The following is a 13,348-nucleotide window of genomic DNA, read 5'->3' on the forward strand; positions in this document are numbered from 1 at the left end:
TTGCCAGAAGATAAATGCGCAGATAGAGGGATTGGCGAAAAAAAAGCAGCCAATCGGCTGCTTTAGCAATGAAACGATCTGGTTTTAGTGTTTCCAGTGATATTTATGTGCTTTTTCTTCCATATATGCTTCCGTTGCCGGATGCATTGGTGTCTTACTGCCATTTTCGAAGAACAGCGGTTGACGTTTCACATTATAATTACCCGTTTCGTTCATCGTCGCAGCGTCATAGATACGACCATTCAGCACGGTATAAGCGACTTTTTCTGATTCGCGAATGTCGTTCAGTACGTCACCATCGATGATCACTAAGTCAGCCAGCTTGCCTTTTTCAATGGTACCGATGTCGTGGTCCATGGCCAGGTATTTTGCCCCATCAATGGTACCACTGCGCAGCGCTTCCCATGGCGTAAAGCCACCTTGCGCCATTGACCACAGCTCCCAGTGGGCGCCCAGGCCTTCACGCTGGCCGTGCGCACCAATGTGTACCGTTACGCCTTTATCACGCAGTTGTTTCGCGGATTTCGCTGCGTTGATATGGTTATAGTGGTGTTCTGGTGCCTTTTCACGGCGCACTGAACGCGGGTTAAGGATGTAGTCCGGAACAAAGCTGGCCAGACGTTCGTTCTTCCATACATCTGTGGTGTCGTAGAAGTAGTCTTCTCCTTTGATACCACCGTAGGCCACGTTAAACGTTGGGGTGAAACCGGCTTTGGTCTGGCTCCACATTTGCGTAACGTCAGAATAGATGTTCGGGATTGGCAGAGCATGCTCCAGACCGGTGTGACCATCGATGATCATATTCATGTTCTGCTGGAACTTAGAACCACCTTCCGGTACCACCATGATTTCCATTTGCTTTGCTGCTTCGAGCACTTGCTGGCGCGTATCACGACGTGGGTGGTTATAACTCTTCACTGTGATAGCCCCCGCATCTTTGAGACGTTTAACATGGAACTGCGCGTCTTCCAGGTTACTGATTGGGGTTTTATATCCCGGTGCATTACCTGCGTAAAGAATACGGCCTACCGAGTAAATACGGGGTGCGACGGTCAAACCTGCACGCTGTAATTCGGCCATAGAGAAGACTTCGTTCGAGTCATTGGATGGATCATGAATCGTGGTAACACCAAAACTGACGTTGGATAGCTGATTCCAGTTTTGTTCCGGTTGCAGGTTATGGCTGCCATAGCTGCCGTGGGCGTGCGCATCTACCAGGCCAGGGATCACCGTTTTGCCGGTGATATCCATCACTTTGGCTTTACTTGGGATCTCAATATCGGCACGAGTGCCCACTGCAACAATGCGGTTTTCCTCAATCAGGATCACCCCATCTTCGATGATTTCTTGCTGCTCGTCCGCGTTACGCATAGTCACAACTTTACCACCAACCAGGGCCAATATACCTTCTGGTTTGTCGGCCTTTTTCTCAAAGCTCAGATCAATGCCTTGCGCTGTCAGTTCTGCCGGCTCAGCTGCGGCGCCTTTCAAGAATGCAAAGGTATCTGTCAGCTTACGCTGATACAAAGTAGGACCAAAAGCCCAGGTTAACGCACTGCTGTCTGCTTTCCAGTTCAGGAAGTCACCAGAATACTTTGATACTTGTTGTACCGGGAACGACTTAGTTCCTTTGTTAATTGACAGGGTTTTACCTGTGCTGGTAAATGGCGCTACAAAGGTGTTGAAGTTTTCGATGAAGGCAACATAGTGACCATCAGGAGAAACACGGTAGTCAAAAATGTAGTCGCCCTTGAAGTGTGAACGCTCTTTTTCACCAGTGAGGTCAACAGATTTTAGTTCACGGTGTGTACCATCGCTCATGACGCTGAAATAAATACGGTCTTTTTCTGCGCCGAAGTGGGGATTGTCACCATGTTTGATGATGCGCTTGGCTTCGCCACCTTTGGCACTGGTCAGGTAGATACCCGGTTCCATCGACCAGTCACCGCTGAGCAGGTAACCCCCTGTCACTTTGCGGTACAAGACATGTTTACCATCTGGTGAAAAGCTCGGGTTGATATAGTGACCTGGGTCTTGGGTGATCACTCGGCCTGTGCCGCCACTGGCTGATACTATGCGTACGGCACCTAAGTCCTGATCGTCCCAGCTGGTGTATACGATGTATTTGCCATCACGTGAGAAGCTTGGGTAGAACTCAAAGTGGTCGTTTTGCTTTGTTACACGGCGTACTTTACCTGAAGCGATGTCTTTGGTGTACAAATGACCTAATGCCTGAAACAGCGCCGTTTTACCATCCGGAGAAATCTGTGACCAGCGCGCCAGCTTGACTTTGAAAGTATCCGGTGCCACGTCGACAGCAAATTTAAGCGCAGGTGTGATTTCTTTCTCAGCAACAACACGAGTTGGGATCACCTTGGCTTGTTTACTGGCAATGTCGACTTTATGGAATACGCCGCCCGCCCAGAAAACTAAGGCTTTGCCATCCGGTGTATAGGCAAATGCCGGGGTGTTACCTTGTGCACCATTGGCTTCTTGCAGGTCACGGTCCAGGCCGGCAAAGATCTCAGTTTCGATACCTGATTTCAGATCTTTAATATACAAGGCGCTTTGCATGACCTTGCCATTTTCAATACGCTTAACGAACGCCAGTGATTTACCATCCGGGCTCGGTGTTGGGCGAATCGCGCCGCCGGAGCCACGGATCACGGTTTCTTCTTCACCAGTGGCCAGATCCCATGAGCGGATCTCAAACACGGATCCCAGGGCATTTTTGTTGTATTCCCAGGTGACACCAGGTGTGGCATCGACTGAGTAATACAGCTTCTTACCATCGGTTGAGAAAGCGGGTTCAGCGATGTTTTTCTGCGACTTAGCACCATGTAAACGATCTCTTACCACCACACCTTTACCACCTGAGATATGGTACATGCGGATTGAACCACCCGGAATCGTACGACCCGTTACCTGACCTTGCTTAACCGCGATGTACTGACCATCTGGTGACCAGGCGGGGTTATGCAGTAGGTTATGAGACTCATCAGAGACTTTGCGCATGTTGTCGCCGTTGACGTCCATCACCCACAGGTTCTCTGCCCCTTCACGGTCCGAGATAAAGGCGATTTTTGTGCCATCGGGAGAGAATTTAGGCTGGAAGTTCCAGGCTCTGTCACTGGTGATCGCTGTGGCTTTACCACCGCTCATTGGCATCACGTAAATGTCACCCAACATGTCAAAAATGATGGACTTACCATCCGGGCTGACATCCAGGTTACTCCAGGTGGTCTCGTTGGTGTCTATGGTAATGGTTTGTTTTTCACCCGGTGGGGTCAGCACGTTCCACTCTTTTGTGCTGGCTTGTTCTGCTTTATCTGTGGTTGCCGCCACTGAGGGCGTGCTGAGGCCGATCATGGCCGCACCAATGGCAATGGCCAGCGGTGATTTAAGTAGTGTCATAATGAAATTTCCTTCAGATTTCTTGTTATTTGGGTAGCACAGCACCCTGTGTCAGCTAGAATGACTAACTTTTCCCATAAAGTCGACATTCTGGCGATAAAAGTAATGCTTTGCGCGTTTGCATGAAGCTGCCTAGTTGAGCGTGTGATGACGCACATACTGCAGGTAGGCTTCCAGGCTTTGCTGCCATAACACCATGGCATCGGATAGCTCTTCATCGCAGCGCTTTTTATCCAGCAGCCTGCGCTCGATTTTTTTTAGCATTAAACCATAGCGATTAAAACCAAGCTGGAGCGCGGTGCTGGCCTGGCGATGCAAGAGCTTAATACACTGTTGATCATCTTCATCCAACAATTGCTGAATGTGGCGTAATTTAGTCCGGGCAGACAAAACAAATTCGTTATAGATGGATGAGACTTCATCTTCGCTGAAGCCGCTGAGTGAGCCTACCGCGCTTTCATCATAGAGGGTATCGCTCAGTTCGACACTGATATCTGGTTTTTGCGCTTTTTGCGAATTACTGATGGCCTGGCGCAGCTTATCTTGTTTGATGGGTTTACCGACTACATCGCGGATCCCCAGTGCCAGATACTCTTTGATTTCTTCCGGACTGAGGCTGGCGGTAAAGGCCAAAAATGGGGTACGCCGATTCTTGTGTTCAATGTTTTTAAGTCGCTTGAGTACTTCCTGACCGGTTAAATCAGGTAAATTCATATCCAGTAATACCACATCAAATGCATGTTCGGTAAGCTGCTCGATGGCACTCTCGCCATCGTTGGCCAGTTTTATCCTGTGTTCGTCACTGGCCATAAATTCAATGGCAATCTTACGGTTCAGATCCAAGTCTTCGACCAACAAAATGTCCAGGCCGGTGGCATAGTCGACATTATGATGGCGCTTCTCGACCAGGCTGAGCTCTCCGACAGTCAGCGTTAAATCAAAGCTAAATGAACTGCCTTTATCGAGCTCACTGAGGATTTCCAGTTGGCTGCCCATTTTATCCAGCAGTCGCGCAGTGATGGCCAGTCCAAGCCCGGTGCCTCCTTTGGTTTTACCGGCACTGCTTTGCACGTAGGGCTCGGTGAGCTTCTCGATGTCTTCCTCTTCAATGCCGGGGCCGGTATCGATCACACTGAAACGTACCCTGTGAGCCATATTGCCTTCCTTGATCATCTCAACACAGACCTTTACCTCACCCTGATCGGTAAACTTGATGGCGTTACCTACCAGATTTAACAGGATCTGACGCAGTTTTTGCTGGTCGCAGTAATAGCAAACCTGCTCAGGCATATCGTATACCAAGGTAAAGGTTAGCCCGCGTTGCTCTGCCATGGGCGTCATTAGCAGACACAAGTTGTTGAGCCAGCTCTTAAATTCAATGTCCTCGGCGGCCAGTACTTCGTCGCTTTGTTCCAGGCTGGCGTAATCAAGTACCTTGTCGATGAGAAGATTAAGAGATTCAGCTGAATTAATAATGGCTTCGCAGTATGCCTTGCTGGCCTGATCGCCAATGCGATTGAGTACCAGCTGAGCGCTGCCGAGTATGCCATTGAGTGGGGTGCGGATCTCATGGCTGACCGTAGACAGGAATAAGCCCCGGATCTCCAGATCTTGCTGTGCTTTTTCTGTCAGGCGGTTAAGGTTATGTTCGCGTCGTTCATTACATAAAATTGCCATACCGGTGGCATAAAAGATGGGTGCCAGTACACCATTAAAAAACAGGGTGATGGTAAACCACGGGCTGTCGAGCAGATTACCATGATGAATCTCTCCCATGAGCAAGGTACGACCGGTAAAGACGCAAAGGATAAAGCTCAGCACAATGAGGTAAACAATGCTGCCATTGGGATATAAAGGATGGGCATAGCGGACAAAATAATATAGCAACAGCAGTGCCTCAGCGATGTGCTGGAGGTCGGAGATCAGAATACGCTGCCTGAGGCCCGGCGCGATGGCGCTGAAATAGACCAGGGCACAAAATAAAACGCCGGTGACGATGAGATAAAACTGGAAGGCTTTATCTCGGACCCCTAGAAACTGGCTGATCGCCCAGCAGTGAAGCATAGAGGCGGCAAAGAGTAGGCCGTTAGCTATGCCTATGGTCTGCCACTGCTGAAAGTGGCTATGAAGCGCAAAGCCGATGATACCGGCAAACAACACCATAGGATAGAAAATGTAAACCAGTGTGCCTGGAGTGTCTTTATTCGCACGCCATGTCAGATAGTTAAGAAGGGTCATCATGGCAGTCATGACGACGCTGGTAACGTATAGAGTTTTAGGATCCAGCATGGTGCGCTCTAGCAATAAATGAACTTTGCTAGCATAAAAGGAAGATTAGGAACAGTAAAGCGGTGCTAAGAGGTTAAATGTGCCGAGTTGGCCCCGGCACACTCACAATGAGACGTAAACTAGCGAATTTCGTCTGGGATATTTTGTTGCGCCCAGGACAATAATTCGATCCGGTTACGGCATTTGGTTTTTCTGAATGCACTGTACAGGTGAGTTTTCACTGTGTGTGGGCTGATGTTCAGATCTTCCGCAATTTCTTTGTTCTTTGACCCTTTACTCATTAAGGTAATGATGGCCTTTTCACGCTTGGTGAGTTTAACCGGTTCAATATCACCTTCAGTCAGCTTGTGTAGTGCGTCTTTGTTAAACTGCAGCATGCGGTTCAGTGCATTACACATAATCTCACGACGATACCATAGCTGATCTTCCATCAGCAGGCGGATCCCTTTCATCAGCACATCCGCATTATCCGTGGTATAGAAGACGCCACGGATACCGCTGAGCAGGGCGCGATTGGCCAGTTCAGGGTTTTCATCAAGATTAAACAACACAATGTCGCAACTAACCTTGAGGTTGACAAGCTGCTCTTTTAACTTGCCCCAGGCATCATTGACAGCCGTTTCAATGAAGAGTAAACGAGTGTTCTCTGGTACTTCTGAAATATCGGTCCCAGTGATTACGTCCAACCCCTGAGTTTTCAGCAATGGTTGTAATACATTGACGCCTATGGTGTTAATAGGTTCTTTGTCTAGCAATAAAAATGCAGTACTGCTCATGTGGAAAACACTCTCATTCTGTCTGATTACGCAATGCTATCACGGGACTCAGACCTTTTGTATTAGAAATATCATCAATAAATAGATCGTTCTGCTATATATTGTGGCATTTCTGATCTTGTTGTCGAATTAAAGCCCTAGGTAAAACCCCAAGGCTTTGATATTTATATTTTTATTTTTTTATTTGCTAATATGTTAGTAAATTACATTCATTAACAAAGAATAATTTAGCCTACTACTTTTTTCTTATCCTGGTATGGAGGCCAGCCCATTTCTTTTCCTGCAAGTACATGTAAATGAATGTGGTAAACAGTTTGACCGCCATCATTATTGCAGTTCATAACCGCACGATAGCCGTCGTCTGCAAAACCGTGCTCTTTAGCAAGCTTAGCTGCTACCAGATACAAATGCCCAACCAGGTGTGCATTTTCTTCATTAATGTCATTCATGGTGGGGATCGGGGTTTTTGGGATCACCAGAACATGAAAGGGAGCTTGCGGATTGATGTCCTTAAACGCCAGGGCCAACTCATCTTCATACAGGATATCGGCGGGAATTTCCCGGTTAATTATCTTGGTAAAAATTGTTTCTTGGCTCATTATTTTTCCTTGTATACGAAAGTTTAGCTGATCAGCATAGCGTGCAAAGAGTAAGATACAAGCGAAAAGTGTTGTTCAGAGTTTAGTCACTCGACAAGCGGATACCAATCTGTGGCAAGTGAGTGCTTTAGCCCGAACAGGACGCTTAATTACTCTGTATCTATTTTAGGTTCACAGCTAAGTGTCAGCCACATTAACAACAAAATAAAGAGGAATTATGAAGAAAATACGCATTTTTTGCTTTCTGTGCGTCAGCCTGTTTTGTGGGCGTGTCATGGCGGCGCAGGTGCATTTTCCAGAAGAACTCTTGCCGTTACAGGTAGGGCAGCAGGAAATAGAGCATTCATTCTTTAACAAAGTGCGAGATCTGACGCTTTCGACAGGGATGCATCAGATCCGGGTAAAGTATACGGATTTGTATGAAATCGACTATGACGACCATGAAGTGATTGAGTCTAAGCCTTTTTGGATCACCATTGAGGCGAGTGCTCAGGGAGATTATCACGTGCAGTTTGATAGGGCCGATACACTCAAAGCCGCTAAGCAGTTTGCAAAGCAGCCACAGCTGTGGCTTAAAGCGCCAGATGGGACGCGTACGCCAGTCAAAACGCTGACTGAACAACTGCGGATCCGCTCAGTACCGCAGGCGACAGAAAGGCTTAAAACCCCGGTGACTAAGCCAGATCATGCCGACTCTTTACCTGTAGAGCCACCTGTGGCGCCTCAAGCTAGTAAACCTGCTTTGTCTGACGCTTTGCCTGCAGCACCTCAGGCTGGCAAGCCTGACGCAGCGGCGATGCTAGAGTTCTGGTGGCAGCAGGCGAGTCCGGCCCAGCGCGCGGCATTTTTAGAAAAAGTACAGCCTCGATGAGGCGGTACTTTTGCCGGTATCAATTAGTTAGCAAAGATGGCATCTATGGTGCCTTGTGCTAACGGGTGATAGCCCGGGCGGGCTTGTTGATACACTTTATATGCCCAGTCGCGTTTGCCGTTGGCAACCAGTGACTTGTATAAGCGGACAATGAGCTTACGGCGGCCAATCCCGGTCAGGTGCTTATCAAGTGCAGGGTAGATGGCGTCGTATCCATTGCCGACAGCCAGCATAAACCAGGCAAAGGCCAGCTCGGCATTGGTTGAATTTGTTAGCCCAAACGCCTGATCGAGCGCAGTCATTTTATCCTGAGCCAGGTCACGTGGCAGGTTGTTGATAAAGTGCAGCCACTCGTGCACCGTCCAGCTGGCGGTGGGAATAGCACTAAGCGTGCTGTTTCCAGCTAACCAGGCTTTCGTCGCGGCATCGACTTTATCAAATGCATCTGAGGTCGGATTCGGTGCGTCGGCCGGTAATCCCGGTTGATGGATCCACTCATTGACCTTATCCATACTGACTATGCCAGGATGTTTGTTGATGAGGTGTTTCTCGATATACTGAACAAACTCGGCGGTGGTCAGCGATTTAAACGCGTAGGCGTCAAAGTAGCCTTTCACAAAAGCATCAAACACTTTACGACCAAACTTTTCTTCCAGGTAGATCAGGAACAGCTGACCTTTAGTATAAGGAATGGTGCTGAATGCATCGTCCGGATCGCGACCGTTTAGGCGCAGGTTCAGGCGCGTATCTGGTGCCGGCAACTCCTCAACGACGGTCCGCAGTCTGGCAGAATCCAATGCCTGCTCCATGACCGCGCGCTCACGACCAAACACTTCTTCCATAATGCGGTTTTCGACATAAGAGGTAAAACCTTCATTCAGCCATAGATCTTCCCAGGTGGCGTTAGTAACCAGGTTGCCTGACCAGGAGTGCGCTAGTTCATGGGCGATCAGGTTAACCAGGCTTTTATCACCCGCGACGACGGTTGGGGTAATAAAGGATAAACGTGGGTTTTCCATGCCACCAAACGGAAAGCTCGGCGGCAGCATTAGTAAGTCATAACGTCCCCAGGCATATTCGCCGTACATGGCGTTGGTTTTATCTATCATCGCCTGGGTGTCATTAAACTCGGCAACAGAGGCATCTAATATCTGTGGCTCGGCAAAAATGGCGGTTTGATGCGACATTTCTTTGTATTCGAGGTTACCGGCACCGATGGCGATAAGATAAGGCGGAATGGCCTGCGGCATATCAAACCAATAGTCGCCATCTTTGATTAACGCGCCACTGTTGTCGGCACTCATGACTGCACGCACATCTTTAGGTGTATTAACACGCGCAGAGTAGGTAACGCGCATCGCTGGGGTGTCCTGGACGGGGATCCAGCTGCGGGCATGGATAGCCTGAGACTGGCTGTACATAAAAGGGTGCGACTTGCTGGCGGTTTGCTCTGGCGTCAGCCATTGCAGACCGGATGCCTGTGGCAAACTGTTGTAGTAGATGCGCGCTTTTTTCGCTTGTTGCTTAAAGCGGATAGTCAGTTTGGCGCCTTTCACATCATCGCGTTGAGCAAGGGTGAAAGAGGCTGGGTACCATTTCCCGTTGCTGCCCTGATACATCACCTTGTCTATTTCAAGGTCTCGGGTATCCAGCACCAGGGTTCTGGCTTGTTTGTTTTGCCATGCCAGCGTGTGTTCCACAAAACCTTCCAGCTGTTTGTCTGCAAAGTCAACATCCAGATCCAGGTGAAGGTGTGTACTGATCACGTCGTTGAGGTTGGCATAGGTGTGTTCGTCCACCGCCTGAGCACTCAACGCGGTATGTGACAGGCCTGCTAAGGCAAGACCAAAGGTTAGGGCAGAAAGTTTCATTATTATCCTTGCTCATGATGTGAGTAGAGGCGTTGTTATACCACTTAAGTGCCAAAATGACACCTTGATGCGCCAAAGCCAAGGATAGGCTACACTAGCGGCAATTTTGCATTTGTTACAAGGTTTGGGTGTGCATTCTTTGCAGTCATTACACACATTCTCGCTACCGGCGTCATGCAGCACCTTGCTGCGTGTAACGGATCCGGCGCAGCTTTACGACCACGATTTTAGTACGCCGTTTTATATTCTGGGTGAGGGCAGTAACAGTGTGTTCCTGAGCGATTATGCGGGCACAGTGATCCAGATGGCCAATCATGGCGTGGTACTCGAAGAGCAAGCCAATCATTATGTTGTGCGCGCCGCTGCGGGTGAGTCCTGGCACACACTGGTAATGCATCTGCTGGCACAAGGGATTGGCGGACTGGAGAATTTAGTCTTGATCCCGGGCACTATTGGTGCAGCACCGATCCAGAATATCGGCGCTTATGGTGTGGAACTGGCCGATGTATTGTTTCAGGTGACGGGCTTTGATATTGCCAGTCGCACCATACAAACGTTAGATAAAGCGGCCTGTGAGCTTGGCTATCGCGACTCTGTGTTTAAACATGCGCTAAAAGACCGTTTTATCATTACTGAAGTGACTCTGCATCTACCTAAACAATGGCGGCCTGTGCTGAGTTATGGTCCGTTAAAGGCGCTGTGCCGTGATACTGTGACTCCTCAGGCGGTTGCTGAACAAGTGATGGCAACCCGGCGCAGTAAACTGCCCGACCCTCAGGTGCTGGCAAATGCCGGAAGCTTTTTTAAAAACCCGGTGGTCGACAAAGCACAAGCCGACGCTCTGGCCAATCGTTATCCCGACCTGCCCAGTTACCCGGTCGATGCGCAGCATAGCAAGCTGGCCGCTGGCTGGCTCATTGAACGCGCCGGGCTTAAAGGTTATCAGCGGGGTGGGATCAGAGTGTATGAGCACCAGGCCCTGGTGCTGGTCAATGAAGGCCACAGCAATGGTGAGGACCTTAAGGCGGTGATCAGCCATATTCAGCACACTATACTCACTCAGTTTGACATTGTGCTGGAGCATGAGGTCAGGCTGATAGGCCCGCAGGGTGAAATTACAATACAGGAAGCGCACTATGGTTAAAGCACCCGATGGCAATAAGCTGGCCATTTTACATGCCCTGAAGTGCGGCGAATTTGTTTCCGGGCAGGCACTGGGCGAACAGTTGGGGATCAGCCGGGCGGCGGTGTCTAAGCACATTAAGTCTTTACAGCAAATGGGCATCGACATTTTTAAGGTAACGGGCAAGGGCTATCGGCTCAATAACAGTTTGCCTTTATTAGAGGAAGCCGAGATCCGTCAGAGCTGGGCGCAGGTCAGTGACACGCCGTGTCAGATTGAAGTGCATTCTATTATTGATTCAACCAATAGCGAGCTGATGCGTCGTATTCAGGCTCACCAGTCTATTCCCAAAGGGCAAGTGCTGGTTGCGGAAATGCAGCAGGCTGGGCGAGGCCGACGTGGCCGTCAGTGGCAGTCTCCATTTGGTGCGAACCTCTATTATAGTTGCTATTGGCAATTGGATGAAGGTATGCAGGCCGCCATGGGGTTGTCGATAGCCGTCGGGCTGGCGGTACATGATGCGCTTAAAGCCTTGTTCGATCTGGATGTGCAACTGAAGTGGCCAAACGATGTTTACCTCAATGAACAAAAACTGGCGGGCATTTTGGTTGAGCTGGATGGCCAGGTTGAAGGCCCTTGTCATCTGGTGATTGGTATTGGGCTGAATGTGGCGATGCCAGAGAGTGCTGCCGGGCAAATCGACCAGGCCTGGACCGATCTGAGCCAGCACGTTAATGCGGTAAATAAAAACCAGCTGGTGGCCGTGCTGACTTTGTGTTTGCAAAAACGCTTAGAGGTATATCAACGCCATGGGCTGAGTGTGATGACTGAGCAGTGGAATGCATTGAATGTGCATCGTCAGCAAGCCGTAACGCTGACCACAGGGCAAAAACAGTGGCGGGGCATTTGTGAAGGCATAGACTCACAAGGTGGTTTGGTGCTGCGTCAGGATGGCGAGCTTAAAACCTATTACGGCGGCGAAATCTCAGTGCGTAAGGAAGCCTCATGAAACTGCTGGTAGATGTGGGTAATACGGCTTTGAAAACCGCGACACTGGCAGGGGAAGTGATTTCCTTAGTGGCTGAGGCAGACATTCCCTGGCCAGAGATAGAAGAAGTGCTGATTGCGCAGGTGGGTAAGGGAGAGCTGGTAGCGCCACTAATTGCACGTGCGCAGCAACTGGCAATTCCACATTATCAGGCTAAGACCAGTGCAACATTGGGTGGGTTAACTTGCGCTTATCCGCAATTTGAGAACTTAGGAGTCGATCGCTGGCTGACGGTGGTGGCCTGTTATCATCTTTATCCGCAACAAAGCTGCGTGATACTCGATTGTGGCACCGCCAGCAAAATAGATGTGCTAAATAAAGCCGGACAACATCTGGGTGGCTGGATCTTGCCCGGTCTGGATATGATGATCAGCAGCCTGGTCAGCAATACCCAGAAAGTCTTCAGTGATGACACCAGCTTATTTTTGCCTGAGCTGGGTACCAATACGCCAAATGCGGTCAAAAATGGTGCCCTGGTAGCAACCTTAGGCGCGCTGGAATACTATTTAGGCCAGTCTGACGACACGCCTGTGATTGTTTGTGCTGGCGGATATGGCGAATTAATGCAACAACACTTAGCCCGACCAAGTACATATAATGATATTTTGGTGTTGCAGGGCCTGATGTACTGGCGTAAATATCAGCAGTTTGCATAATAATTTGCCTGCAATACAGGTTTTTGCTGTAAATGTGACCATTTAAACAATTATCTGTGATTTTTTTTACTTTGGGTGTTGCATAGTCCCGGCCATTCCTCTAATATCTCGCCCCGTACTAAAGCAGTGCCGACTTAGCTCAGTTGGTAGAGCAACTGACTTGTAATCAGTAGGTCATCCGTTCGACTCGGATAGTCGGCACCAGTTTTTAAACAGCAACGCTTTAGACAAGAATTTTTTGACGTGGAGGGGTTCCCGAGCGGCCAAAGGGATCAGACTGTAAATCTGACGGCACTGCCTTCGCTGGTTCGAATCCAGCCCCCTCCACCACTTTATTCTTGACGGTTAGAGGTAGTTAAGAACAGGTTCCTAAAGCGGGCATCGTATAATGGCTATTACCTCAGCCTTCCAAGCTGATGATGCGGGTTCGATTCCCGCTGCCCGCTCCAGTTTTCTGGTGTGCTGATATAGCTCAGTTGGTAGAGCGCACCCTTGGTAAGGGTGAGGTCGGCAGTTCAAATCTGCCTATCAGCACCAGTCTTCGGATCTTCCTAAATACTTCCTTTGATTTGTCATAAAAACATTTATAATTGTACTTAATAATTTTAGTCTGCCGCCGTTGTGGCGTGTGGATTATTTTTATATGTAATCTAGATACACAAAAACTTATAGGTTCCGTCATGGCAAAAGAAAAGTTTGAA

General features: G+C 49.0%; 9 protein-coding genes and 4 tRNA genes. 8 read left to right on the forward strand and 5 right to left on the reverse strand.

What is annotated here, in order from left to right; all coding sequences use genetic code 11:
- Positions 1-84 precede the first annotated feature (84 nt).
- The 4 genes from CWB99_RS17940 to CWB99_RS17955 all read right to left on the reverse strand — a co-directional run bounded on the left by CWB99_RS17940 (position 85) and on the right by CWB99_RS17955 (position 7,078).
- The gene (locus tag CWB99_RS17940) at positions 85-3,414 is read right to left on the reverse strand and encodes an amidohydrolase family protein (protein WP_138552320.1); all 3,330 of its coding nucleotides are present in this window, start codon (positions 3,412-3,414) and stop codon (positions 85-87) included.
- Between the two features lie 132 nt (positions 3,415-3,546).
- Positions 3,547-5,703 carry an ATP-binding protein gene (locus CWB99_RS17945; RefSeq protein ID WP_138552321.1) on the reverse strand — a complete coding sequence of 719 codons (2,157 nt, stop codon included), beginning with the start codon at positions 5,701-5,703 and terminating at the stop codon, positions 3,547-3,549.
- A 119-nt stretch (positions 5,704-5,822) separates the two neighbouring features.
- Complete coding sequence (locus tag CWB99_RS17950; RefSeq protein ID WP_054016069.1) at positions 5,823-6,479, reverse strand: helix-turn-helix transcriptional regulator; 657 nt, start codon at positions 6,477-6,479, stop codon at positions 5,823-5,825.
- 227 nt (positions 6,480-6,706) lie between these two features.
- A complete protein-coding gene (locus CWB99_RS17955) occupies positions 6,707-7,078 on the reverse strand; it encodes a histidine triad nucleotide-binding protein (protein WP_138552322.1) in 372 nt (123 codons plus the stop codon).
- Positions 7,079-7,295: 217 nt separating this feature from the next.
- On the opposite strand from CWB99_RS17955, the gene CWB99_RS17960 reads away from it, so the two are divergent.
- On the forward strand, positions 7,296-7,949 hold the full coding sequence (locus CWB99_RS17960) for a DUF2057 domain-containing protein (RefSeq protein ID WP_138552323.1): 654 nt from the start codon (positions 7,296-7,298) through the stop codon (positions 7,947-7,949).
- Positions 7,950-7,972: 23 nt separating this feature from the next.
- Here CWB99_RS17960 and CWB99_RS17965 read toward each other — a convergent pair whose 3' ends face one another.
- The gene (locus CWB99_RS17965; RefSeq protein WP_138552324.1) at positions 7,973-9,820 is read right to left on the reverse strand and encodes a M1 family metallopeptidase; all 1,848 of its coding nucleotides are present in this window, start codon (positions 9,818-9,820) and stop codon (positions 7,973-7,975) included.
- 130 nt (positions 9,821-9,950) lie between these two features.
- Here CWB99_RS17965 and murB point away from each other — a divergent pair, with 130 nt between their 5' ends.
- The 7 genes from murB to CWB99_RS18000 all read left to right on the forward strand — a co-directional run bounded on the left by murB (position 9,951) and on the right by CWB99_RS18000 (position 13,184).
- Entirely contained in the window at positions 9,951-10,964 is a 1,014-nt protein-coding gene (gene murB, locus CWB99_RS17970) for a UDP-N-acetylmuramate dehydrogenase (protein WP_138552325.1), read from the forward strand.
- On the forward strand, positions 10,957-11,952 hold the full coding sequence (gene birA, locus CWB99_RS17975) for a bifunctional biotin--[acetyl-CoA-carboxylase] ligase/biotin operon repressor BirA (protein ID WP_138552326.1): 996 nt from the start codon (positions 10,957-10,959) through the stop codon (positions 11,950-11,952). Before murB ends, birA begins: the two co-directional genes overlap by 8 nt.
- Positions 11,949-12,647, forward strand: a complete 699-nt coding sequence (locus tag CWB99_RS17980; protein ID WP_138552327.1) for a type III pantothenate kinase — start codon at positions 11,949-11,951, stop codon at positions 12,645-12,647. Before birA ends, CWB99_RS17980 begins: the two co-directional genes overlap by 4 nt.
- 128 nt (positions 12,648-12,775) lie before the next feature.
- Positions 12,776-12,851 (forward strand) — tRNA-Thr (locus CWB99_RS17985).
- Positions 12,852-12,892: 41 nt separating this feature from the next.
- Positions 12,893-12,977, forward strand: a tRNA-Tyr gene (locus CWB99_RS17990).
- A gap of 44 nt (positions 12,978-13,021) precedes the next feature.
- Positions 13,022-13,096 (forward strand) — tRNA-Gly (locus tag CWB99_RS17995).
- A 12-nt stretch (positions 13,097-13,108) separates the two neighbouring features.
- A tRNA-Thr gene (locus CWB99_RS18000) sits at positions 13,109-13,184 on the forward strand.
- The last annotated feature ends 164 nt before the right edge of the window (positions 13,185-13,348 follow it).

It is taken from the genome of Pseudoalteromonas rubra, from assembly GCF_005887095.1.
GTDB lineage: Bacteria > Pseudomonadota > Gammaproteobacteria > Enterobacterales > Alteromonadaceae > Pseudoalteromonas > Pseudoalteromonas rubra_E.